Genomic DNA, 23,669 nt, shown 5'->3' on the forward strand with positions numbered 1-23,669 from the left:
GGCGGCGACTGTGGACGGCCCGCCCGCGATCGCCCCCTGTGGAGGAGCCCCCGCCCCCGGCCGCCCGCTCCACTCTCCAGAAGTTGCGGTAGTGGCGCGCGACTACCGCAACTTTTGAGGAATGGGAGGGGAGGGTCGGGGACGGGGGGGCGACAGGCGGTGCGGACCGTGCGGGGTCGCGGGGCCTACGGCGTCGCGAGGCCCGCGGAGACCAGCAGGCCGTCCGGGCCCGCGTCGACGAGCACCACGTCGCCGTCGCGGATGGAGCCGTCGAGGAGGGCCGTCGCCAGCCGGTCGTCGATCTCCTGCTGCATCAGGCGGCGCAGCGGGCGAGCGCCGTACTGCGGGTCGTAGCCGCGCTCGGCCAGCCAGCCGCGGGCGGCGGGCGTGACGGCGAGGTCGAGACGCCGCTCCGCCAGCCGGCGCGAGAGCCGGTCGACGTAGAGCGAGACGATCTCGCCGAGCTCGGTGCGGTCGAGCGCCTCGAACACGACGATGTCGTCGAGCCGGTTCACGAACTCGGGCTTGAAGGCCTGGCGCACCATCTGCTGCACCGCCTCGACCTTCTGCGGGCGGGTCAGGGACTGGTCCACCAGGAACTGCGAGCCGAGGTTCGAGGTGAGGATGAGGATCGTGTTGCGGAAGTCGACCGTCCGCCCCTGGCCGTCGGTGAGCCGGCCGTCGTCGAGCACCTGCAGCAGCACGTCGAAGACCTCGGGGTGCGCCTTCTCGATCTCGTCGAGCAGCACGACCGAGTACGGCCGGCGGCGGACCGCCTCCGTCAGCTGGCCGCCCTGCTCGTAGCCGATGTAGCCGGGAGGGGCGCCGACGAGCCGCGAGACGGCGAACTTCTCGCCGTACTCCGACATGTCGATGCGCACCATCGCCTTCTCGTCGTCGAAGAGGTGGTCGGCCAGCGCCTTCGCCAGCTCGGTCTTGCCGACGCCGGTCGGTCCGAGGAAGAGGAACGACCCGGTCGGCCGGTCGGGGTCGGAGACGCCGGCGCGGGTGCGGCGGACGGCGCCGGCGACGGCCGAGACCGCCTCGTTCTGGCCGATCAGGCGCCGGTGCAGCTCGGTCTCAAGGTGCAGCAGCTTCTCGGTCTCGCCCTGCATCAGCCGGCCGACCGGGATGCCGGTCCAGGCGGCGATGACCGCGGCGATGTCGTCCGAGGTGACCTGCTCGTTGACCATGCGGCCCTCGGCCGGCTGCTCCTCCTGCTCGGCGGCCGCGAGCTCGCTCTCGGCGGCGGGGATGTCGCCGTAGAGCAGGCGGGAGGCGCGCTCGAGGTTGCCCTCGCGCTGGGCCCGCTCGGCCGCGATCCGCAGCGCGTCGAGCCGGTTCTTGAGATCGCCGATGCGGTTGAGGGAGGCGCGCTCGCGCTCCCAGCGCTGCTGCAGCTCGGCGAGGTGGGCGCCGCGGCGGGCGAGGTCCTCGCGCAGCGTCTCCAGCCGCGCCTTCGAGGCCTCGTCCTTCTCCTTCTTCAACGCGAGCTCCTCGAGCTTCAGCCGGTCGACGGAGCGGCGCAGCTCGTCGATCTCGACCGGCGCGGAGTCGATCTCCATCCGCAGGCGCGAGGCGGCCTCGTCGATCAGGTCGATGGCCTTGTCCGGCAGCTGGCGGGCGGTGATGTAGCGGTTGGACAGCGAGGCGGCGGCGATCAGCGCGGAGTCGGCGATGGCGACCTTGTGGTGCGCCTCGTAGCGCTCCTTCAGCCCGCGGAGGATCGCGACCGTGTCCTCGACCGTCGGCTCGCCGACGAAGACCTGCTGGAAGCGGCGCTCGAGGGCCGCGTCCTTCTCGATGTACTGGCGGTACTCGTCGAGCGTGGTGGCGCCGATCATCCGCAGCTCGCCGCGGGCGAGCATCGGCTTGAGCATGTTCGCCGCCGCCACCGAGCCCTCGCCGCCGCCGGCGCCCATCAGGGTGTGCAGCTCGTCGATGAAGGTGATGATGCGGCCGCCGGAGTCGTTGATCTCGGCGAGGACGGCCTTCAGCCGCTCCTCGAACTCGCCGCGGTACTTCGCTCCCGCGATCAGCGCGGAGAGGTCGAGGCTGACGAGCCGCTTGCCCTTGAGGCTGTCGGCGACGTCGCCCGCGACGATCCGCTGCGCGAGCCCCTCGACGACCGCCGTCTTGCCGACGCCGGGCTCGCCGATGAGCACCGGGTTGTTCTTGGTGCGGCGCGTGAGCACCTGGCTGACGCGGCGGATCTCGGCGTCCCGTCCGATGACCGGGTCGAGCTTGCCGCTCGCCGCGATCGCGGTCAGGTCGACGCCGTACTGCGCGAGAGCGGACGACTCGTCCTGCTGGGGTGTCCGACCGGCCTGCATCTGCATCTCCTCCTTGCGGTTCGAAAGTTGAGTTCGGGTGACTCAAGTTTACGCCCGTCGGAGCCGCCGCGGGGGAGACGGCGAGTTCTCGAGGAGACGGCGCCGCCGGTCAGGCGGTGAGGCGCCCGTCGCCGAGGCCGCCGCGGAGGGAGCCGAGCGCGTCGCGGAGGACCGCGCGCAGTCGCGACTCGCGGACGCCCGTGAGCGCGGCGATCTCGGGCTGGGAGTAGCGACCGGCCACGGCGAGCAGCAGCAGCTCGCGGTCCGGGCAGGCCAGCGCGAGGAGCCCCTCGGCGAGCGGGCGGCGCGAGCCCTCCCGGGAGGAGCCGAGCGTCTCGCAGAGCACCTCGAGCAGCCAGAGCACCGGCTCCGGGGCGTGGGCGCCCTCCCGGGCACGGCGCCAGACGGCGGCGAAGGCCTCGGTGCAGAGCCGGTCACGCGTGGAGGCGTCGGCGTGCACCGTGGCGATCGAGGCGGAGAAGAGCCCGCCGAAGCGGTCGAACAGCTCGGCGAACGCGGCGCGGTCGCCGGTCGCGACGGCCCGGAGCAGGCGCGCGGCCGTCTCGGCCAGGGCAGGGCGGACCCGCTCCGCGCTCGCGTCGTCGCCACCTGCATGCATCTGCACAGAGTGTCACTGAAACGTGGACCGAGGCACTGCTTGCGATCACACCCGTCAGGGGGTATCGGCCCCGGGCCCCGTTCCCCCGTCACGGCTCCGCGCTCTCCTGCGGCGTCCTTCCGGGGATCAGGAGCCCGACGGCGGCGCGGGCCGGGACGGCGGCGCGGTGCGGATCCGGCGCGCATGGGCGGGCTGCGCGACGGCTATCGCGCCGAGCCCTCCCGCGGACTCGGCGGCAGAGGTCCTCAGAGCCTCGGCCAGCGCGCCCGGGCGAAGCAGAACGCGCCGTAGGCGATCAGCCCGACGGCGACGACGCCGAGCAGCACGACGCCGAACGGCAGCTCGGTCAGCGTCTTCAGCGCCTCGTCCAGGCCGCCCGCCTGCGCCGGGTCGTGCGTCACAGCGGCGATGATCACCAGGATCCCGAGCACGCCGAGCACGACGCCCTTCGCGACGTAGCCCGCGATGCCGAGACCGGTGACCACGCGGCCGGCCGTCCCGCCCGGCAGTGCGACGTTCTTGAGGAACTTCTTCGACGCGCCTCGGTAGACGAAGACGCCGCCGACCGCGAGGATCGCGAGCCCGGCGATCACGAGCAGCACCACCCCGCCGGGCGCGGCGAGGACCTGCGCGCTCGCGCTCTCGGACGTCTCGGACGAGTCGGAGCTGCCGCCCATCGCGAAGCGCAGGGTCGTGATGCCGAGCGCGAGGTAGACGACGGCCTTCGCCACCTCCTTGAGACGGCTGCCCCAGCGGGACGCGGCGCTGTCGCCGCCCGCCACCAGGAACGCCTCGAGCGCACCCCACAGCGCGAGTCCGAAGAGCCCGATCGCGCAGACCCAGAGCACGACCAGTCCCCCGGGCTGCGCGGCGAGCGAGCCGAGCGCGCCGGACTGGTCGGCCTCGCCCTGGCCGCCGGTCGCGATCTGCAGGGCGATGACGCCGATGAGGACGTGGACGAGGCCGTTCGCGGCGTAGCCCCCGCGGGCGAGCGTGCGCACCGCGGTCGAGTCCTGCGCGTCGTCCGCGGCGCGCTTGGCCTGGGTTCCTGAAGGAGTGTTCACGGTCCGGACGGTACGCGGTTCCGCCCCCGGCGTCGAACCGGGAGCCGGATCCCCTGTTCCAGGGGCACGGGTTCACCGACCGGACACCTCGCGTTTCCACACCCTCTGCTCGGCCGGATCCGCTGCGGGACGGGCGATCCGCGGCGGCGGGCACCGGCGAGGACGCCCGTTCTCCACATCTCTCCACAGGTTTGTCCACAGCTGTGGAGATCTCTCGATCCTCGAGGGAGTCAGGCCGCCCCCGGTGCCGGACCGGCGAGATCGGCGTGGGCGGCGACCGTCTCGATGAAGGCGGCGACGAGCGGATCGGGGTCCGCCCGCGTGAAGGCGCGGACGGCCCGCGTGCGGGCGGGATGCAGCGGCAGGACGACCCCGTGGAAGCCGCCGTCGAGGATGTTCCGCGGGACCAGTCCGAGCCCGACGCCCGCCGCGGCGAACCGCGGGACGGCCGCGGTCTGCGGGGTGCGCAGCGCGACGCGCGGCGTGAAGCCCGCCTCGGCGGCGTAGCGGTCCAGCACTCCCGCGAGGCCGTGCTCGGGCGTGAAGTGCACCCACGGCTCGTCGGCCAGCGCGGCGAGGTCCACCGGCCCTCCGTCGGCGAGCGGATGACCGGCGCGGCCGACGACGACGAACTCCTCCCGCCCGATCAGGCGGGACGGGCCGGTCCACGCCCGCGGCATCGGAGCGATCGCGACGTCGCCGGCCCCCGCGCTCATGGCCGAGACCACCGCGTCGACGGACTGGTGCTCGAGGACGGTGACGCTCGCCCCCGGATGCTCCTGCAGCCAGATCTCGAGGACGCCGGGGAGCACGCCGAGCCCGATCGACGTGACCGTCACGACGTCGATCGTCCCCGTCCGCGCGGCCACGACGTCCGCCGCGGCCGCCAGGGCGCGCTGCGCGTCCGCGACGACGGCCCGGGCCGGCGCGAGCACGGCGCGCCCGAGCGGGGTGAGGGCGACCGCGCGCGGGAGCCGGTCGAGCAGGCGTCCGCCGAGCTCGCGCTCGAGGGCGCGGATCTGCTGCGAGAGCCCGGGCTGGGTGACCCCCAGTTCGTCCGCGGCCCCGGTGAAGGAGCCGGTGTCGACCACTCGGAGGAAGTACTCCCACTGCCGGACGGTCACCATAAGCCGAGGTTATCAAGAGAGGAGTGAAGAGTACTTTGACTTCTCCTCACCTCCGCGGCACGCTCTCCGCATGACCTCTCTCCTCGAACCGATCGCTCTCGGATCCCTGCCCCTGCCCCATCGTGTCGTGATGGCGCCGATGACCCGGTCGCGCTCCGCCCAGCCCGGGAACATCCCCCGGCGCCTGAACGCCGAGTACTACGCGCAGCGCGCGTCGGCGGCGCTGATCGTCTCGGAGGCGACCCAGATCTCGCTGTCCGGGCAGGGCTACAGCTTCACGCCGGGCCTGCACAGCGCCGAGCAGATCGCGGGCTGGCGCCTCGTCACGGAGGCCGTCCACGCGGCGGGCGGGCGGATCTTCGCGCAGCTCTGGCACGTCGGGCGGATGTCGCACCGCTCCTTCCACGACGGCGCGGCGCCCGTCGCTCCGAGCGCCCTCGACTCCGACGCGCGGGTCTGGGTCAGCGTCGACGGCGTCGGCACGATGGTCCCGACCAGCACGCCGCGGGCGCTGACGACCGAGGAGGTCCGCGGCGTCGTCGAGGACTACCGCCGCGCGGCGGCCGCCGCCGTCGAGGCCGGCTTCGACGGCATGGAGCTGCACGGCGCCAACGGCTACCTGATCGACCAGTTCCTGCGCACGACGTCGAACCACCGCACCGACGAGTACGGCGGCTCCCTCGACGGGCGTCTCCGCTTCGCCGTCGAGGTCGCGACCGCGGTCGCCGGGGCGATCGGCGCCGACCGGGTGGGCCTGCGCCTGTCGCCGCAGATCACCGCCCGGGGGATGGACTGCCCCGGGATCGAGGAGACGGTCCTCGAGCTGGCCCGCCGCGTCGACCGGATCGGCCTGGTCTACCTGCACCTCGCCGAGGCCGACTGGGACGACGCGCCCGCGATCCCCGACGCCTTCCGCACCCGGCTGCGCGACGCCTTCTCCGGCCGGATCGTCGTCGCGGGCGGCTACACCCCGGAGCGCGCGGAGCGGATCCTCGCCGCCGGCCACGCCGACCTGGTCGCGTTCGGCCGGCCGTTCGTCGCGAATCCGGACCTCCCCGCCCGGATCGCGACCGGCGCGCCCCTCGCGGCTCTCGATCCGGACCTGCTCTACGGCGGGGACGCGCGGGGCTACACGGACTTCCCCTCCGCGGACCGACCGCTCGAGAGCGCCGCGACCCCGAGCGGAGCACTCTGATGCGCGCCGTCGCGATCACCCGGCACGGAGCACCCGAGGTGCTCACCGATGTCGAGCTCCCGGAGCCGTCGGCGACCGGTCACGATCTGCTCGTGCGGGTCCGCGCCGTGTCGATCAATCCGGTCGACACGAAGATCCGCGCCTCCGGCCGGCCCGAGGCGTCGCCGAAGGTCCTCGGCTACGACGCCGTCGGCTCGGTCGAGGCGGTCGGCGCGGACGTCACGCTGTTCGCCCCGGGCGACGAGGTCTTCTACGCGGGCTCGATCACCCGGCCCGGCACGAACGCGGAGCTGCACCTGGTGGACGAGCGGATCGTCGGCCGGAAGCCCGCCCGGCTCTCCGACGCCGAGGCCGCCGCGCTGCCGCTCACCGCGATCACGGCCTGGGAGCTGCTCTTCCACCGGCTCGGCGTCGAGCGCGGCGGCGGCCGTGGCCGTCGCCTGCTGATCGCGGGCGCGTCCGGCGGTGTCGGCTCGATCCTGGTCCAGCTCGCCGCGCGCCTCACCGGTCTCGAGGTGATCGCGACCGCCTCCACCCCCGAGTCGCAGCAGTGGGTGCGCGATCTCGGCGCCCACCGGGTGATCGACCACCGCGACCTCGCGCGGGAGCTGAAGCGCCTGGGACCCGTCGACCTCATCGCCTCGCTGACCGGGACGTCGGTCAACCTCCCGGCGTTCGTGGACGCGATCGCCCCGCAGGGCGCGATCGCCGTGATCGACGATCCGGCGGTCCTGGACGTCGTGCCGCTCAAGCGGAAGTCGGTGTCGGTGCACTGGGAGCTGATGTTCACGCGCCCGATGTTCGCGACGGCGGACCTCTCCGCCCAGCACGACCTCCTGCAGGAGATGTCCGGGCTGCTGGACGAGGGGGTGCTGCGCACGACGCTCGCCCGCGAGCTGTCCCCGCTGAACGCGGCGACGCTCGCGGAGGCGCACCGCCTGGTCGAGGCCGGCGGACGCCCGGGCAAGGTCGTCGTCAGCGGCTGGGAGTGACGCGCCGGCGGCAGGATCACACGTCGATCGCGCGGACCAGGCCGTCCTGGACGCTGCCGAGCCAGTCGTAGACCGCGCGGATCGCCTGCCCGGTCTCGTCCTCCGGCTCGAACTCGTCGGTGTCGATGATGCCGAGGCGGGCGGCGAGGGCGAGGCGCATGTCGGTGAGCCCGCGGAGCCAGGACAGCGCCTGCGGCGGCTCGAGCCGGACGGCGACCTCGCCGAGACCGGCGAAGACGCGGGCGTGGCCGGAGCCCTCGCCGGCGTCGAGCGCGGCGGTGATCGCGCGGGCGTCGCCCATCTTGCGGCCGGCGAGATCCGGGGCGGTGAAGCGGCGGAACTCGGCGGCGGCCTCGTCGTCGTCGCGGTAGGCGTCGGGCAGCAGCCGCGCCAGCGCGGGGTCGTTGCGCGCGTCCTCGCTCGTGCCGCGATCGAGCAGCTCGAGCATCTCGCCGGCGAGGTGGCGGAGGATCCCGGCCTCCTCGCGGTCGAAGCGGGCGACGGCGGCACCGGAGGAGTCGCGGCGGAAGGAGCGCATCAGGGCCTGCCCGCCGTGAGTCGGCCGGTCATGCGTCGGCCTTCTGCAGCGTCGCCCACAGGCCGTAGCCGTGCATCGCCTCCACGTGACGCTCCATCTCCTCGCGGTTGCCGGTCGCGACCACGGCGCGCCCCTCCGTGTGCACCTGGAGCATGAGCCGCTCGGCCTCGGCGCGACCGAAGCCGAAGTAGCTGCGGAACACGTAGGACACGTACGACATCAGGTTGACCGGGTCGTCCCAGACGAGCACGACCCACGGCACCTCGGCGGCCGAGCGGGTCGCCAGCCGCTCGTCGGCGCGCTCGATCGTGTCCACCATCCCTCCAGCCTAGGTCGCGGCGGCGCGGCGGACGCCTGCTGGCCGAGGAGCCGCGAAGCGGCACCCCCCTGACAACGGAGCCGCCGCGCAGCGGCACTCCATGCTGGTCGAGTAGCCGCCTCCGGCGGCGTATCGAGACCCGGCCTCTGCACAACGGTGGATCTCGATACGCCCGCTCCGCGGGCTACTCGATCAGCATGGTGCGCGCGAAGCGCGCTCCTCGATCAGCAGCATGCGCGCTCCTCTTCAGCGGATCTCAGGCCGACAGGCGCGGCAGCACCTCGCGGGCGAAGAAGTCGAGGTGGTCGAGGTCCTGGAGGTCCATGAACTGGAGGTAGACGCGCTCGGCGCCGGCCGCGCGCAGGGACTCGAGGCGGTCGACGGTCTCGTCGACGCCGCCGGCGACACCGTGCTCGCGCAGCTCGGCGGGCTCGCGGCCGATCGCCGCGGCGCGCCGGACGAACTCCGCCTCGTCCGCTCCGCCGACCGCGATCAGCGCGACCGAGTGCACGAGCGAGGACGGCTCGCGGCCGATCGCGACGCACGCCTCGTCGACGCGCTCGAACGCGCCGGGGATCGCGTCGAACTCGGGGAAGGGCAGGTTGAACTCGCTGGCGAAGCGGGCCGCGAGCCGCGGGGTGCGCTTCGGTCCTCCTCCCCCGACGATCACCGGCAGCGGCAGGCGCGCGGGCTTGGGCAGCGCGGGCGAGTCGGTCAGCGTGTAGTGCTCGCCCGCGAACGAGTAGCGCTCGCCGACCGGCGTCGACCAGAGGCCGGTGACGATCTCAAGCTGCTCCTCGAGCAGGTCGAAGCGACGCGGCGGGAAGTCGATGCCGTACGCGGCGTGCTCCTCCTCGAACCAGCCGGTGCCGAGCCCGAGCTCTACGCGGCCGCCCGACATCGCGTCGACCTGGGCGACCTGGATCGCGAGGATCCCCGGCGGCCGGTAGGTGACGGAGGAGACAAGGGTGCCGAGCGCGATCCGCTCGGTCTCGCGCGCGAGGCCCGCGAGGGTCGTCCAGGCGTCGGTCGGGCCGGGGCCGGGATCGCCGTCGCCCATCCGGAGATAGTGGTCGGAGCGGAAGAAGCCGTCGTAGCCGAGGGCTTCGGTCGCCTGCGCGACCGCGAGGAGATCCTCGTAGCTCGCGCCCTGCTGGGGTTCGGTGAAGACTCTGAACTGCACAGGTCCAGCCTCGCGCACGCCGGTCGCCGCGGTCGGGACCGACCCGCCCGCACGGCCCCCGGGACCCTCGATCGGGGACCTTGCGCCACCGGGCCGCCGGACGCGGTCACGACCGCCCGTGTACCGTGGCAGGTTGCCGCCGACGAGAGGACCCCATGTCCGACAAGCCTTCCGCCCCGGACATCGCCGTCCCGCCCGCCGCCGACACCACCGCGAGGCCGCCGCAGCGCCTCGCCCGCTGGGTGTTCTGGCCCGCGGCGGTGATCACGCTCTCCATCGCCGCCTTCGCGATCATCGCGCCGGACGCCGCCACCAGCGTCTTCGCCTCCCTGCAGACCACCGTGGTGAACACCTTCAGCTGGTACTACGTGCTGATCGCCGCCGTCTTCGTCGCCTTCGCGATCTGGATGGGCGTCAGCCGCTTCGGCGACATCAAGCTGGGCGCCGACGACGACGAGCCCGAGTTCTCGATGCTCTCCTGGATCTCGCTGCTCTTCGCGGCCGGGATGGGCATCGGCCTCGTCTTCTACGGCGTCGCGGAGCCGCTCACCCACTTCGCCACCCCGCGCCCCGGCGTCACCGGCACCGAGACGGAGCTCGCGCAGAGCGCCATCTCGCAGACCTATCTGCACTGGGGCGTGCACGCCTGGTCGATCTACGTCGTCGTCGGCCTCGCCCTCGCCTACGCGATCCACCGCCGCAAGCGCCCGGTGTCGATCCGCTGGGCGCTCGAGCCGCTGCTGGGCCGTCGCGTCCGCGGCGGCTGGGGCAACGCCATCGACGTGGTCGCCCTCGTCGGCACGATGTTCGGCGTCGCCACCTCGCTCGGCCTGGGCGTCACCCAGATCTCCGCGGGACTGGAGGCGAGCGGCATCGTCGACTCCTCGCTCACCGTGCAGATCATCGTGATCGCGGTCGTGACCGCCCTCACCGTGTTCTCGCTGGTCTCCGGTGTCGGCAAGGGCATGAAGTGGCTCTCGACCGGCAACCTGCTGCTCGCCGCCGCGCTGCTCGTGTTCGTGCTGGTCGCCGGCCCGACCCAGTTCCTGCTGCGCGAGTTCGTGCAGTCGCTCGGCAACTACCTGCAGAACTTCATCGGCCTCACCTTCACGGTCAGCGCCTACGCCGGCCAGGAGGGCGAGGCCTGGCAGGCGACCTGGACGACGTTCTACTGGGGCTGGTGGATGTCGTGGGCGCCGTTCGTCGGCATCTTCATCGCCCGGGTCTCGAAGGGCCGGACCGTCCGCGAGTTCGTCGCGGGCGTGCTGCTGGTGCCGACCATCATGACCTTCCTCTGGTTCAGCGTGCTCGGCGGCACCGCGCTCTACCGCGAGCTGTACGGCGACGGCGGGCTCGTCGGCGCCGACGGCTCGGTCAGCACCGACGCGGCGCTCTTCGAGATGCTGCAGGGCCTGCCCGCGGGCTCCGTGCTCACGGTCGGCGCGATCATCCTGATCGGCATCTTCTTCGTCACCTCCGCCGACTCCGGCGCCCTGGTGATGTCGATGATCGCCACCGGCGGCGACGCGGAGCCGCGCAACCGCATCCGCATCTTCTTCGCGCTCGCGACGGCGCTGCTCGCGCTCTCGCTGCTGATCGCGGGCGGCCTCGACGCGCTGCAGACGGCCGCGATCCTCTCGGCGCTGCCGTTCAGCGTGGTGATGATCCTGATGTGCGTCGCGACGGTGATCGCCTTCCGGAGGGAGATCCGCGCCTACGACAAGGCCCGCCGGGCCGCCTTCGTCGGCGACATCGGCTCGTTCTACGGCCTCGAGGTGGAGGAGCCGCTCGAGCGCGAGCCGGCGCACCCGCTGAAGCGCCTGGCCCAGCGCATCAAGCCGGGGTCGACCCCGCGGGAGTAGGCGGACGATCATGCTGGTCGAGTAGCCGCCACAGGCGGCGTATCCAGACCAACGGTCACCAGCAGAGCGGAACTGCCGACTCCACTTCCGGCGGTGGTGGATCTCGATACGCCCGCTTCGCGGGCTACTCGATCAGCATGCAACCGCATCCGCCGGAGCATGCTGGTCGGCGGGCCATCGGATCATCACGGCCGAGCATGCTGGTCGAGGAGCCGCCGCAGGCGGCGTATCGAGACCCGGCAACGCCACTCGCGTCGTGTCCGGCGCGCTCACCGTACGATCGCCTCGCACGAGACCGACGTCCGCACCCGCGTCCTCAGGAGCACCCGCATGACCGTTCCCCGCCCGCTGCTCTTCAACGCGTTCGTGATGAACACGCCCTCGCACATCCACCACGGCCAGTGGCGGCGGCCCGGGGCGAGGCCCGGCGCGTTCGAGGACCTCGGGCACTGGATCGAGGTGGCGAGGACGCTCGAGCGCGGGGTGTTCGACGCGATCTTCTTCGCGGACGTCGTGGGCACCTACGGGGCGGTCGGCGCCTCGCTCGAGGTGAACGCGCGCGAGGGACTGCAGCTGCCGAACAACGACCCGTCGATCCTCCTCGCCGCCCTGATCGGCTCGACCGAGCACCTGGGACTGGCGATGACCAGCTCGATCCTGCAGGCGCACCCGTTCGAGTTCGCGCGGCGGATGTCGACGCTCGACCACCTCTCGAAGGGCCGGGTCGCCTGGAACATCGTCACCAGCTACCAGGAGAACGCGGCCCGCAACTTCGGCCTCGACCGCCTGACCGAGCACGACGACCGCTACGCGCAGGCCGAGGAGTACCTCGACGTCGTCTACAAGCTGTGGGAGGGGTCGTGGGACGACGACGCCTCGGTCCGCGACCAGGCCGGCGCGTACTCCCGTCCGGAGTCGGTGCACCGCATCGATCACGCCGGCGCGAGCTACCGGGTCGAGGGCCCGCACCTCTCGGCGCCGTCGCCGCAGCGCACACCGTTCCTCTTCCAGGCCGGCTCCTCCCCCGCCGGTCGGGCCTTCGCGGCCCGGCACGCGGAGGCGCAGTTCGTCGGCGGCTCGACGACGGAGCAGACCCGCGAGCTGATCGCCTCGACGCGGGCGCTCACGGAGGCGGCGGGGCGCCGGGGCGCCGACGTGCTGTTCTTCTCGCCCCTGTCGGTGATCGTCGGCAGCACCGAGCGCGAGGCCCGCGAGCGCGAGGCCGAGCTCGGCGAGTACAGCAGCGTCGACGCCCACCTGCTGCACGCGGGGCTGAGCGTCGACCAGGCCGACGGGAAGCCCTTCCCGCCCGAGACGAGGCTGCGCGACATCGTCACCAACGGCAATCGCAGCACACTCGAGTCGATGATCCGGCTGCTGCCCGACCGGGACGCGACCGTCGCGGACCTGGCGCGACTCACCGTCGGCCGGCACCAGCGCGTCGTCGGGACGCCCGAGCAGATCGCCGACCGGCTGTCGGAGCTGCGCGATGCGGGCGTCGACGGCATCAACCTCAACCACTGGTCGCTGCCCGACAGCTACGTCGAGTTCGTCGACGAGGTGATGCCCGTGCTGCGCTCCCGCGGCCTGGCCCGCTCGGAGTACGCGCCCGGCGGGCTGCGCGAGCGGCTGACCGGGTCCGCGCGGCTGAATCCGCGGCACCCGGCGGCGCGCTACCGCGGGGCGTTCCGCGGCTGAGGAGGGTCGGCCGTCTCGTCCCCGGCCGCTCGCATCGACGTCAGCCGCTGAGGGCGTGCACAACTGAGGCTGGAAGCCGCGGATCGAGCGTTTCAGGGCCGATCCGGCCCTTCCAGCCTCAGTTGTGCACGCGCCGGGCCGGAGCCCGGTCCGTCGCTCAGCTCGGCGAGGGGACGAAGGGGTGCTCCGGCGGGTCCTGGTCGTCGTCGAGGCGCGCATCGTCGTCGAGACGGGAGTCGGCTCCCTCGTCGGTCGCCTCTCCGGTCGCCTCCGTGTCGTCGACCTCGGCCGGGTCCTCCGGGGGGACCGGCAGGGAGTCGGCGGCGGGACGGGTCGTGTCGGTGACGTCCTCGGGGGCGTCGAAGCCGAAGCTGCTCATGGTGTCCTCTCCGCGGCGCACCGGGAGGCGGCGCCGCTGCGGGCAGCCTAGATCGCGCCTCCGAGCCCGGTCACCTGCTTGACGGCGCCGCCCCCGGCGAGCACCTCCGGCACGCGGAACCGACCTGGGCACGCGGAACCGACCTGGGCACGCGGAATCGTGCGCTTCGTGCGAGCCGGACGTGATTCGGCGTGCCGAACATCCCGCCGGGAGGCGAGCGGACCCCTCCGGCACGCACGACGGACTCCGGCACGCAGGATCGCGCGATTCCGGCGAGCCGGACGACGTTCCACGAGCCGGAGGTCGGCGAGCTCGCGCCTCGAGCGAACGAGCGGCAGCGGGCGCCCGCCGCGGTGCTCAGTGCACGTACTCCAGCAGGTCGACGCCCAGCGTGCGCATGCCGTCGAGCACCGCGAGGCGGTAGCGCAGGCTCGAGTCGTCGAACTGCGTGATGACGGCGTAGGCGACGCCGGCGCGCGGGCCGCGGAGCACGCCGACCTCGGCGCGGACGCCGACGTCGGTGCCGGTCCGGTTGACGAGCAGGACGCCGTGGTCGGGCTGCCGGTGCGAGAGCGCGTCGAGGCCGAAGGCCGAGGCGACCATCGACAGGTCGCTGTTCAGCGAGAGCCAGCCGATGACGCGCGAGCTGACCGCGGGGTCGACGACCTCGCCGTTCGCGAGGGTCGCGAGCAGCCAGGTCAGCTCGCTGGCCGAGCCGATGGAGAGCTGCGGAGCGTCGTCCGGACCGCGCTCGTCGCGGACGACGTCGAGCAGGGCGGTGCGCGAGAGGCCGAGCGCCTCGGCCCGCTCGCGGACGGCGTCGAGTCCGACCCGGCGCAGGAGGACGTTGGTGGCCAGGTTGTCGCTGGTCGCGCCGACGAGGGCGGCGAGATCGGCGATCGGCATCGACGGGATCTGCAGGTGCTGCCAGATCCCCGTGCCGGTGACGGCGTCGGCGGCGGTGCGGTCGACGAGGCGCAGGTTCTCCTGCGGGTCGGTGGCGAGCCGCGCCGCGACCTCGACCAGGAGCACGATCGTGCCGACGGACGCCGTCGGCATGGAGACGGAGTCGTCGACCGCGAAGAGGGCGCGGCCGGTGCCGAGGTCGACCGCGCGGGCCGACACCACGACGCCGTCCAGGGCGAGCCGGCCGAGCGCGTCGAAGCCGCGCTGGAAGTCGTCGTGGTCGTAGTCGCCCTTGTGCCGGCCGCGGCGGGCGCGACGACTCTCGCGACGGGTCTCGTGGGCGGGGATCACCACGGCTGCGGCCTCTCTCCGGGTCGGTGGAACGGTCGGTGCGGAGGGGAGGAGCGGGATCCACCGCGACGACGCGTCGGTGGACGGACGGCGCGGAAGGCATCGGTCGGCTCTCGATGCCCGCCGCTCGCCCGTGGTGCGGGACGGCAGTCGGCAGCGACTACCAGATGGCGACGCGCTCGCTCGGCGGGAGCCAGAGGGAGTCGCCTTCGGTGACGTCAAAAGTAGCGTAGAACTCGTCCAGGTTCCGGACGATCTGGTTGCAGCGGAACTCCGACGGCGAGTGCGGGTCGATGGCGAGCAGACGGATCGTCTCCTCGTCGCGCGCCTTCTGCTGCCAGGCCTGCGCCCAGGAGAGGAAGAAGCGCTGCGCGCCGGTCAGGCCGTCGATCACGGGCGACTCCTCGCCGTCGAGCGAGAGCAGGTAGGCCTTCCACGCGATGCTGAGACCGCCGAGGTCGCCGATGTTCTCGCCGATGGTGAGCGCGCCGTTGACGTGGTGGCCGGGCGTCGTCGCGGGGGCGAGGGCGTCGTACTGCGCGATGAGGGCCTTCGTGCGCTCCTCGAACGCGGCCCGGTCGTCCTCGGTCCACCAGTCGGTGAGGCGGCCGTCGCCGTCGAAGCGCGAGCCCTGGTCGTCGAAGCCGTGGCCGATCTCGTGGCCGATGACGGCGCCGATCGCGCCGTAGTTCGCCGCGGCGTCGCGGGTCTCATCGAAGAAGGGGAACTGCAGGATCGCGGCGGGGAAGACGATCTCGTTGAAGCCGGGGTTGTAGTACGCGTTGATGGTCTGCGGCGTCATGAACCACTCGTCGCGGTCGAGCGGCTTGCCGATCTTGCCGAGCTCGCGGTCGAACTCGAAGGCGGCGACGCGGCGGGCGTTGCCGACCAGGTCCGCCGGGTCGATCGAGAGGGCGGAGTAGTCGCGCCAGCGGACCGGGTAGCCGATCTTCGGCGTGAACTTCGCGAGCTTCTCCAGCGCGCGCTCGCGGGTGTCGGCGCCCATCCACTCGAGGTCCACGATCGAGCGGCGGTAGGCCTCGATCAGGTTCGCGACGAGGACGTCCATCGCGGCCTTCGCCGTCTCGGGGAAGTGCCGCTCGACGTAGATCCGGCCGACGGCCTCGCCGAGCGAGCCCTCGACGAGCGAGACGGCGCGCTTCCAGCGCTCGCGCTTCTGCGGCGTGCCGGTGAGGGTGCGGCCGTAGAAGTCGAAGTTGGCGTCGACGAAGTCGCTGGAGAGGTAGGCCGCGGCGCCGCGGATCACCTGCCAGGACAGCCAGTCGCGCCAGGCGGGGAGGCGGTCGTCGGTCAGCAGGCCGGCGAGCCCCTCGAGGAAGCTCGGCTGGCGCACGACGACCTCGGCGAGCGCCCCCTCCGGCGCGCCCATCGCGGTCAACCAGACGTCGAGGTCGATGCCGGCGGCGAGCTCGGTGACCTCCGCCCAGGAGCGGAGGTTGTAGGTGGCCTGGCTGTCGCGGCTGCGCACCTTGTCCCAGTGCACGGCGGCGAGGTCGGTCTCGAGCGCGACGATGCGCTCGGCGCGCGACTCCGGCGAGTCGATGCCGGCGAACCCGAGCATGCGGGCGACGAAGGGCAGGTACGCCTCGCGGACGGAGGCGAACTCCTCCTCGCGGTAGTAGCTCTCGTCGGGCAGGCCGAGGCCGCCCTGGTTGACGAACACGAGGTAGCGCTCGGGGTCGCCCGGATCGTTGTCGACGAAGAGGCCGAAGAGGCCGGGGACGCCCGCGCGCTCGAAGGCGCCGACGGCCTGCAGCAGTCCGGCGATCGAGTCGACGCGCTGCACGGCCGCGAGGTCGTCGGCGAGCGGAGCGGCGCCGAGCTCCTCGGCGCGCTCCTCGTCGAGGAAGGAGGTGTAGAGGTCGCCGAACATGCGCGCCTCCGTGCCCTGCGGGGCGGACTGCGCCTCGACGATGATGTCGCGGACCGCCTTCTCCGCCTCCTCCTGGAGCACGTGGAAGGAGCCGTAGCGCGCCTTGTCGCTCGGGATCTCGGTGCGGTCGATCCACAGGCCGTTGACGTGGCGGTAGAGGTCGTCCTGCGGACGCGTCGCCGGGTCGAGTTCGGAGAGGTCGATACCGGAGCGAGGCGTCGTCGAGGTCATGGCGTCAAGCCTACGTCGGGGGTCGGACACCGCGGCCCGCGGGCGCGAGTCCGGCTCGCGGAACCGCCTCCGGCACGCGGGAACCGGCCGATTCATCGAGCCCGAGCCGATTCTGCGAGCCGGAGGTGCACCGGTCCCAGGTCCGGCACGCGAAAGCACCTCCGGCACGCGAGAACCGGACGATCCGGCGAGCCGGAGCGGGTTCCGCGAGCCGGAGGTCAGCCGGAGGGGCAACGCAGGCAGCAGCCGGCCGGCCGCGGGTCAGCGGGCGAGCTGCTCCTCGACGTAGGCGCGGATCGGGGTGGTCGGGCGGCCGATGAGGCGGGCGAGCGAGCCGTCGGTCTCGCCGAGGAGGCCGTCGGCGATGTTCGCGTCGAGGCCGACGACGAAGCCGACGCCGCCCTCGGGGACGCCGGCCTCGGTGAGGATGCGGGCGTGCTCGGCGGAGTCGATGTGCGTGATCGCGGCGTCGCGGCCGGCGACCTCGCCGACGAGGGCGGCGAGTTCGTCGAAGCTCCAGGCGGTGTCGCCGGAGAGCTCGTGCACCGACCCGACGAGGGAGGCGTCGAGCAGGGCGACGGCGGCGGCCTCGGCGTAGTCGGTGCGGGCGGCGCTGGAGACGCGGCCGTCGCCGGCGCTGGAGAGGGTGGTGCCGGTCGAGGCGAGCTCGGCGACGGTCTGCTCGTAGTTCTCGTTGTACCAGCCGTTGCGGAGGATCACGGCGGGGAGGCCGGCGGCGGCGATCGCCTCCTCCGTCGCCTTGTGCTCGGGGGCCAGGATCAGCGGGCTGGTGGTCGCCTTCGGGGCGCTCGTGTAGACCAGGCGCGCGCCGGCACGGGCGGCGGCCTCGATCGCGGCGGTGTGCTGCGCGACGCGCTTGCCCACCTCGGAGCCGGAGACGAGCAGCACGGCCTCGGCGCCGGAGAAGGCGGCGTCGAGCGAGGCCGGGTCCTCGAAGTCGGCGACGGCGGTGCGGACACCGAGGTCGGCGGCGAGCGCCTCCAGCTTGGCGGCGTCGCGGCCGGTGGCGACGATGTCGGAGGCGGCGGTGCCGCGGGCGAGCAGGTGCTCGACGGCGAGACGGCCGAGGTGGCCGGTGGCTCCGGTGACGACGAGGGTCATGAGGGTGGTCCTTCCGTTCGGGAGACGGCGGGTGGGGCGCCGTCGGAGAAGAGGAACCGGACGACGACGCGAGAACTTCCCGGAATGCAGTACCCACTATTTTGTTAGTACTCCTGTGACCATCATCCAGAGTCCCCTCCTCACCGGCGACGTCTACTCCGCCGACTGCCCGAGCCGCGAGGTCTTCGGCCACGTCACGAGCAAGTGGGGCGTGCTCGTCCTCGCCGCCCTGGCCGAGCGCGGCCTGCGCTGGGGCGAGCTGCGGCGGCGGATCGGCGGCATCAGCGAGAAGATGCTGGCGCAGACCCTCCGCACCCTCGAGGAGGACGGCTTCGTGCACCGCGAGGCGCACGCCGTCATCCCGCCGCGGGTCGACTACGCGCTGACCCCGCTCGGCGCCGAGCTGGCCGAGCGACTGCTGCCGGTGGTCGAGTGGATCGCGGACAACGTCGGCGCAGTGCTGGCCGCCCGGGACGCCCGCCGGAGCGACGAAGGATAGCCTCACCTTCTTGTGAGAACGTTCATGTTCCGTTCAGGGAGAGGCCTCCGCTGAGCGGGATGCGCGTCCCCTCGCACTGGTCCACTCGATCGCACTGCCTGCCGATCGAAGGACATCGCATGACCGACACCGCCCGCCGCCCGCTCCTCCTCCCCATGGCGGGGCACGTGCGCGGCAAGCGCAGCCCCGTCACCTGCGCCCTGAAGTGCGCGAATGCGTGCTCGACCGCCGCCTGCAACACCTCGCACAACAGCTCGTTCCGCGACATCGTCGCCCGGCAGATCTCGCGCCGCAGCGCGCTCGGCCTCGGCCTGGCCGGCGCGGTCACCGTCGCCGTCGCCTCGGCCGGCGGCGCCCCCACCGCGGAGGCCGCCGTCGCCGGCGCCGCGGTCGGCGGCTCCCCGCTCGCCTTCACCCCGATCGCCCCGGTGCCGTACACGGTCGACGAGTTCACCGTCCCCGAGGGCTTCGCCTGGCAGCCGATCATCCGCTGGGGCGACCCGCTCTTCGCCGACAGCCCCGCGTTCGACATCCGGAACCAGACGGAGGCGGCCCAGGCCGCGCAGTTCGGCTACAACAACGACTACACCGACATCGTCGAGATCCCCGGCTCGAAGCGCCTGCGCGCCCTGCTGGTCGTGAACCACGAGTACACGAACGAGTCGATCATGTTCCCAGCCGCGCAGCTCGAGGCGGAGCCCGAGCGCGTGCGCGCCGTCGGCCGCGCCGCCCACGGCCTCAGCGTCGTCGAGCTGGTCCGCACCGCCGTCGACCGCCCCTGGTCCTACGTCCAGGGCGGCGAGCACAACCGCCGCTACCTGCTGGACACCCCCTACGAGGTCACCGGCGCCGCGGCCGGCTCGGCGCTGCTGAAGACCGCCGCCGACCCGACGGGGCGCTCCGTCTTCGGCACGCTCGGCAACTGCTCCGGCGGCACCACGCCGTGGGGCACCATCCTCTCCGGCGAGGAGAACTTCAACGGCTACTTCCGCGCCACCGCGACCAGCGACGCCGAGAAGCGCTACGGCCTCGCCGACGCCGAGACCGCCCGCCTGTGGGAGCTCGACGACCCGCGCTTCGACGCCCGCACGCCCGGCTACGAGAACGAGCCCAACCGCTTCGGCTGGATCGTCGAGTTCGACCCCTTCGAGCCCGAGTCCACCCCGAAGAAGCACACCGCGCTCGGCCGCCTCAAGCACGAGGGCGCGAACGTCATCGTCGCCCCCGACGGCCGCGTGGTCGCCTACCAGGGCGACGACGAGCGCTTCGACTACCTGTACAAGTTCGTCTCGACGAAGCGCTACCTCGAGGGCGACCGCGCGCACAACAAGACGCTGCTGGAGGAGGGCGACCTCTTCGTCGCGAGCTTCACCGGCGACTCCCCCGTCGCCGAGATCACCGGCACCGGCGCGGTCCCCTCGGACGGCGGCTTCGACGGCATCGGCGCCTGGCTGCCCCTGGTCCTCGACGGAGCGTCGATGATCGCCGGCATGAGCGTCGAGGAGGTGCTCGTGCACACCCGCATGGCCGCCGACATCGCCGGCGCGACCAAGATGGACCGCTGCGAGGACGTCCAGCCGAGCCTGGTCAGCGGCCGGATCTATGTGGCCTGCACCAACAACTCCAACCGCGGCACCGAGGGCAAGGAGGGGCCGACCGAGGTCAACCCGCGCTCGGAGAACCGCGACGGCCACATCGTCGAGATCATCGAGGACGGCGGCGACCAGACCGGCCGCACCTTCACCTGGAACCTGCTGATGCTGTGCGGCGACGTCGCGCAGGGCGACACGGTCTACTTCTCCGGCTTCCCGGTCGACCAGGTCTCGCCGATCTCCTGCCCGGACAACCTCGCCTTCGACTCCGTCGGGAACCTCTGGATCTCGACCGACGGCGCGCCCAGCGGCATCGGCTACAACGACGGCCTGTTCAAGGTGGCGCTCGAGGGCGCCGACCGCGGCCGGGTGGAGCAGTTCCTCTCGGTCCCGCGCGACGCCGAGACCTGCGGGCCGATCGTGCACGACCAGGACCAGCACGTGTTCGTGGCGGTCCAGCACCCGGGCGAGGAGGGCACCTTCGAGGCGCCGAGCTCGTACTTCCCGGACTTCGCTTCTGCGGGAGTCGTCGCCGCGGGTGCCGTCGCGGCGCCGCGACCGACGATCGTGCAGATCCTGCCGGCCTCGCAGCTCGTGACGCCGACGCCCACGCCGACCGCGGGGCCGACCACGGCGCCGACGGCCGCGCCGACCGCGGGCCCGACCGCCGCACCGACGGCGGCACCCACCGCCGCGCCGACCGCGATGCCGACGGCCGGACCGACCGCCGGGCCCACCGCTGTGCCGACGGCCGCGCCGACCGGCACGCCCGTTCCGTTGCCCGTCGGCGGCGGAACGACCGGCGGACTCGCCTCGACCGGTGTCGAGAGCGTCGGTCTCGTCGCCGGCGCCGCCGCGCTGCTCACCGCGGGGGCTGCCGCACTGGGTCTGGGTGCGCGCCGCCGCGCAGCCGGCACGGAGGCCGAGCCGGAGGCCTGATCGGGGACGCAGGTCCGTTGTGCAGGCGATCCGACGCTCGGCGGCGCACCGGACGCGGTGGCAGGGGCTTTCCGCGGCCGGTCGCCTGCACATCGGACGGACACCTGCACAACGGACTGACGCCTGCACAACGGACGGGCGCCTGCACAACGGGGGCCCGAGGGGTGCGCTAGGTTGAGCGCGATGTCGACCCTCCGGAGCCGCGAGTCCGCGGTCATCGTCGCCGTGCAGCGCTCACCGCTGGCCCGGCCCCTGCGACCCGTCGCCCGCTGGCTCAGCTTCTTCGGCGAGCACGCCGCGGGCTGGCTGCTGCTGGGCGTGGTCGGTGCGTTCGCCGATCCATCGCGCTTCTGGGCGTGGGCGCTCTGCGACGTCGCGATCGTCGTGGCGCACGGGCTGTCGATCGTGATCAAGCGCGTCGTCCGGCGGCCGCGGCCCCTCGGCGAGGGCGTCGAGGTGCGGGGGACGGCGCCGAGCAAGCTCAGCTTCCCGAGCTCGCACGCGTCCTCGACCACCGCGGCGGCGATCGTGTTCGCCGTGATGCTGCCCGCGCTCTGGCCGCTCGCCGTCCTCGTGGTGCTGGTGATGCTGCTGTCGCGCATCGTGCTCGGGATGCACTTCCCGACCGACGTGCTCGCGGGCGCGGCGCTCGGCACGCTCGCGGCGCTGGCCGCGCTGCCGTTCCTCCCGCTGCTGTCGTTCTAGGTGCCCGGGCGCGGGGGCGTCTGCCGTCCGTTGTCCGATCTGCAGGCGATCCGCGCGTCTGTCTTCCGCACCTCGCGGTGGAAGGCGCCTTCCGCATCGGATCGCCTGCAGATCAGACGGGAGCCTTCCTCAGAGGAGGCGGCGGGCCGAGGCCCAGGCGGTCAGCTCGTAGCGGGAGGAGAGCTGGAGCTTGCGGAGCACCGCGGAGACGTGGGACTCGACGGTCTTCACCGAGATGAAGAGCTCGGCGGCGGCCTCCTTGTAGGCGTAGCCGCGGGCGATGAGGCGCATCACCTCGCGCTCGCGGGCCGAGAGGCGGTCGAGCTCGTCGACGGACTCCGCCTGCTCGCCGCTCAGGGCCCCGAACGCGTCGAGGACGAAGCCGGCCAGGCGCGGCGAGAAGACGGCGTCGCCGCCGGCCACCGCGAGGACCGCCCGGCTGACCTCGGCGCCGGAGCTCGCCTTGGTGATGTAGCCGCGGGCGCCGGCGCGGATGACGCCGACCACGTCCTCCGCCGCGTCCGAGACGCTCAGCGCCAGGAAGCGCACCGCGTCGAGGTGCGCGGCGCTGCGGCGCAGGACCTCGGCCCCGCCGCCACCCGCGCCGCCGGGCAGGTGCACGTCGAGCAGCACGACATCCGGACGCTCGGCCGCGACCAGCGCGACGGCGGAGTCGACGTCGGCCGCCTCGCCCACGACGTCGAGCTCGGGGGCGAGATCGGCGCGTAGACCGGAGCGGAAGATGGAGTGGTCGTCGACCAGCACGACGCGGGTCACCGCTCGGCCCCCGCCGGCAGGCGCAGGTGGACCTCGGTGCCCGAGCCGCCCGCTCCGGGCCGCACCGTCGCACTGCCGCCGGCGCGCGCCATCCGGCCGACGATCGACTCGCGGATGCCGAGGCGGTCGCCGGGGAGCGCGCCGAGGTCGACTCCGGGACCGCGGTCGCGCACGAAGACGTCGACCCCGGTGGCCGACGACTCGACGTAGACCGAGACCTCGCCACCCGCGTGCCGGGCGGCGTTCAGCATCGCCTCGCGGGTCGCCGCGAGCACGGGGGCGGCGCCCGGCACCGAGGCCCCCACCGCGACCACCTCGAGCGTCGCCGGCCAGTCGAGCTCGATCGCGGCCGCCATGGCGCGGATCTCGGCCGCCAGGTCGTTCGCGACCGGGACGTCCCGCTCGAAGAGCCAGTCGCGCAGCTCCCGCTCCTGCGCGCGGGCGATGCGGGCGACCTCGCTCGAGGCACCCGCCCGGTTCTGGATCAGCGCGAGGGTCTGCAGCACCGAGTCGTGCAGGTGCGCGGCGATCTCGGCGCGCTGCTCCTCGCGCACCCGCGCCGCGCGCTCGCCCATCAGCTCGGCCCACAGCGTGACGACCCGGGGCGCGGCGAGCACGCCCGCGGCCACCAGGAGGACGCCGACGGCGAGGACCGCGTTGACCGCGCTCGGGCGGGCCGTGAGCACGGCGGCCCCGGCGACGACGAGCACGGCGCAGGCGGCGAGGCGGACCAGGGCGGAGGAGCGCGCCGAGCGCGACGGATCGCCGCGGTCGGGTCCGAGACTCCAGGCGACGGCGCCGCCGGAGAGCACCGCGACGGCGGCGAGCGCCCGGGTGACGTCGGCGTCGTCGCCCCCGCGCAGCGCGACCACGACCGAGAGCGTCGCGGCTCCGGCGACGCCGACGAGCAGCACGGCGACCGGGACCGACCGCCGCACACCGCCGGTCTGCGCACCGGAGTCCGCGCCCGCGTCGCGCAGGGGCACGAGCGCCCACAGCCACAGGTAGAGCAGCGCGCCGCCGCCGCCCAGCAGCGTCGCGACGATCATGAGGAAGCGCACCGTCCCCGGGCGCGGGCCCAGGTGCTCGGCGAGCGCCGCGCACACGCCGCCGAGGACCATCCGGCGCGGGCGGCGCAGCGGAGGCCGGGCCGAGGCGGGCCGGCCCGCGGACGATCGGCCCGGGGACGGCCGACGCCGCGGCGGGTGCGCCGCGGTGCTCGGGAAGGTGGGTGTGCTCACCCCTGCATCCAAACAGGTCGTCGGGGTCGCCGGGGCGGGAGTCGGGGTCGGATCAGGGGTTCCCCCGATGGTCGGCGCCTGTGGAGGAGCGTCACACTCGAGC

Annotated in this window: 20 protein-coding genes; 7 read left to right on the forward strand and 13 right to left on the reverse strand. The window is 73.3% G+C overall.

Annotated elements, in window-relative coordinates:
- Window positions 1-185 precede the first annotated feature (185 nt).
- From C1I64_RS15780 to C1I64_RS15795, 4 genes are all read right to left on the reverse strand, one after another.
- A complete protein-coding gene (locus C1I64_RS15780; RefSeq protein ID WP_123706241.1) occupies window positions 186-2,333 on the reverse strand; it encodes an ATP-dependent Clp protease ATP-binding subunit in 2,148 nt (715 codons plus the stop codon).
- A gap of 109 nt (window positions 2,334-2,442) precedes the next feature.
- Window positions 2,443-2,952: a sigma-70 family RNA polymerase sigma factor gene (locus tag C1I64_RS15785; protein ID WP_127887859.1), complete on the reverse strand. Its 510-nt coding sequence runs from the start codon at window positions 2,950-2,952 to the stop codon at window positions 2,443-2,445.
- A gap of 245 nt (window positions 2,953-3,197) precedes the next feature.
- Complete coding sequence (locus C1I64_RS15790; protein WP_208645147.1) at window positions 3,198-4,016, reverse strand: DUF1206 domain-containing protein; 819 nt, start codon at window positions 4,014-4,016, stop codon at window positions 3,198-3,200.
- A gap of 230 nt (window positions 4,017-4,246) precedes the next feature.
- Entirely contained in the window at window positions 4,247-5,143 is an 897-nt protein-coding gene (locus tag C1I64_RS15795; RefSeq protein WP_127887860.1) for a LysR family transcriptional regulator, read from the reverse strand.
- 70 nt (window positions 5,144-5,213) lie between these two features.
- Between C1I64_RS15795 and C1I64_RS15800 the strand changes: the two genes are divergently transcribed.
- Both C1I64_RS15800 and C1I64_RS15805 read left to right on the forward strand, forming a co-directional pair.
- On the forward strand, window positions 5,214-6,338 hold the full coding sequence (locus C1I64_RS15800; protein WP_127887861.1) for an alkene reductase: 1,125 nt from the start codon (window positions 5,214-5,216) through the stop codon (window positions 6,336-6,338).
- Window positions 6,338-7,330: a zinc-binding alcohol dehydrogenase family protein gene (locus C1I64_RS15805; protein ID WP_127887862.1), complete on the forward strand. Its 993-nt coding sequence runs from the start codon at window positions 6,338-6,340 to the stop codon at window positions 7,328-7,330. The genes C1I64_RS15800 and C1I64_RS15805 overlap by 1 nt, the downstream gene beginning before the upstream one ends.
- Window positions 7,331-7,346: 16 nt before the next feature.
- On the opposite strand, the gene C1I64_RS15810 is transcribed toward C1I64_RS15805, so the two are convergent.
- The 3 genes from C1I64_RS15810 to C1I64_RS15820 form a co-directional block, all read right to left on the reverse strand.
- Window positions 7,347-7,868 (reverse strand): DUF2017 domain-containing protein, encoded by a 522-nt coding sequence (locus C1I64_RS15810; RefSeq protein ID WP_127887863.1) that lies wholly within the window; start codon window positions 7,866-7,868, stop codon window positions 7,347-7,349.
- 28 nt (window positions 7,869-7,896) lie between these two features.
- On the reverse strand, window positions 7,897-8,187 hold the full coding sequence (gene clpS / locus C1I64_RS15815; protein ID WP_123706048.1) for an ATP-dependent Clp protease adapter ClpS: 291 nt from the start codon (window positions 8,185-8,187) through the stop codon (window positions 7,897-7,899).
- 256 nt (window positions 8,188-8,443) lie between these two features.
- The gene (locus tag C1I64_RS15820; protein ID WP_123447170.1) at window positions 8,444-9,370 is read right to left on the reverse strand and encodes an LLM class F420-dependent oxidoreductase; all 927 of its coding nucleotides are present in this window, start codon (window positions 9,368-9,370) and stop codon (window positions 8,444-8,446) included.
- Between the two features lie 155 nt (window positions 9,371-9,525).
- Between C1I64_RS15820 and C1I64_RS15825 the strand changes: the two genes are divergently transcribed.
- Window positions 9,526-11,232: a BCCT family transporter gene (locus tag C1I64_RS15825; protein WP_127887864.1), complete on the forward strand. Its 1,707-nt coding sequence runs from the start codon at window positions 9,526-9,528 to the stop codon at window positions 11,230-11,232.
- A gap of 330 nt (window positions 11,233-11,562) precedes the next feature.
- Window positions 11,563-12,930 carry an NtaA/DmoA family FMN-dependent monooxygenase gene (locus C1I64_RS15830; RefSeq protein ID WP_127887865.1) on the forward strand — a complete coding sequence of 456 codons (1,368 nt, stop codon included), beginning with the start codon at window positions 11,563-11,565 and terminating at the stop codon, window positions 12,928-12,930.
- A gap of 157 nt (window positions 12,931-13,087) precedes the next feature.
- On the opposite strand, the gene C1I64_RS15835 is transcribed toward C1I64_RS15830, so the two are convergent.
- The 4 genes from C1I64_RS15835 to C1I64_RS15850 form a co-directional block, all read right to left on the reverse strand.
- Window positions 13,088-13,309: a hypothetical protein gene (locus C1I64_RS15835; RefSeq protein WP_123734439.1), complete on the reverse strand. Its 222-nt coding sequence runs from the start codon at window positions 13,307-13,309 to the stop codon at window positions 13,088-13,090.
- Between the two features lie 357 nt (window positions 13,310-13,666).
- The gene (locus tag C1I64_RS15840; RefSeq protein WP_123447174.1) at window positions 13,667-14,569 is read right to left on the reverse strand and encodes a serine hydrolase; all 903 of its coding nucleotides are present in this window, start codon (window positions 14,567-14,569) and stop codon (window positions 13,667-13,669) included.
- Between the two features lie 157 nt (window positions 14,570-14,726).
- Window positions 14,727-16,691 (reverse strand): M13 family metallopeptidase, encoded by a 1,965-nt coding sequence (locus C1I64_RS15845; protein WP_127887866.1) that lies wholly within the window; start codon window positions 16,689-16,691, stop codon window positions 14,727-14,729.
- A gap of 261 nt (window positions 16,692-16,952) precedes the next feature.
- Window positions 16,953-17,813, reverse strand: a complete 861-nt coding sequence (locus C1I64_RS15850) for an NAD(P)H-binding protein (protein WP_127887867.1) — start codon at window positions 17,811-17,813, stop codon at window positions 16,953-16,955.
- A gap of 115 nt (window positions 17,814-17,928) precedes the next feature.
- Here C1I64_RS15850 and C1I64_RS15855 point away from each other — a divergent pair, with 115 nt between their 5' ends.
- The 3 genes from C1I64_RS15855 (at window position 17,929) to C1I64_RS15865 (ending at window position 21,548) form a co-directional block, all read left to right on the forward strand.
- Window positions 17,929-18,312, forward strand: coding sequence for a winged helix-turn-helix transcriptional regulator (locus C1I64_RS15855; protein ID WP_123447177.1), 384 nt, complete (start codon window positions 17,929-17,931; stop codon window positions 18,310-18,312).
- Between the two features lie 119 nt (window positions 18,313-18,431).
- Window positions 18,432-20,843 carry a PhoX family protein gene (locus C1I64_RS15860; protein WP_127887869.1) on the forward strand — a complete coding sequence of 804 codons (2,412 nt, stop codon included), beginning with the start codon at window positions 18,432-18,434 and terminating at the stop codon, window positions 20,841-20,843.
- Window positions 20,844-21,026: 183 nt separating this feature from the next.
- Window positions 21,027-21,548, forward strand: coding sequence for a phosphatase PAP2 family protein (locus C1I64_RS15865; RefSeq protein ID WP_127887870.1), 522 nt, complete (start codon window positions 21,027-21,029; stop codon window positions 21,546-21,548).
- A gap of 129 nt (window positions 21,549-21,677) precedes the next feature.
- Here the strand turns inward: C1I64_RS15865 and C1I64_RS15870 are convergent, their stop codons facing one another.
- Complete coding sequence (locus C1I64_RS15870; RefSeq protein ID WP_123447181.1) at window positions 21,678-22,325, reverse strand: LuxR C-terminal-related transcriptional regulator; 648 nt, start codon at window positions 22,323-22,325, stop codon at window positions 21,678-21,680.
- Window positions 22,322-23,566 carry an ATP-binding protein gene (locus C1I64_RS15875; protein ID WP_244209503.1) on the reverse strand — a complete coding sequence of 415 codons (1,245 nt, stop codon included), beginning with the start codon at window positions 23,564-23,566 and terminating at the stop codon, window positions 22,322-22,324. The genes C1I64_RS15870 and C1I64_RS15875 overlap by 4 nt, the downstream gene beginning before the upstream one ends.
- Window positions 23,567-23,669: the final 103 nt, after the last annotated feature.

Source organism: Rathayibacter festucae DSM 15932, assembly GCF_004011135.1.
GTDB lineage: Bacteria > Actinomycetota > Actinomycetes > Actinomycetales > Microbacteriaceae > Rathayibacter > Rathayibacter festucae.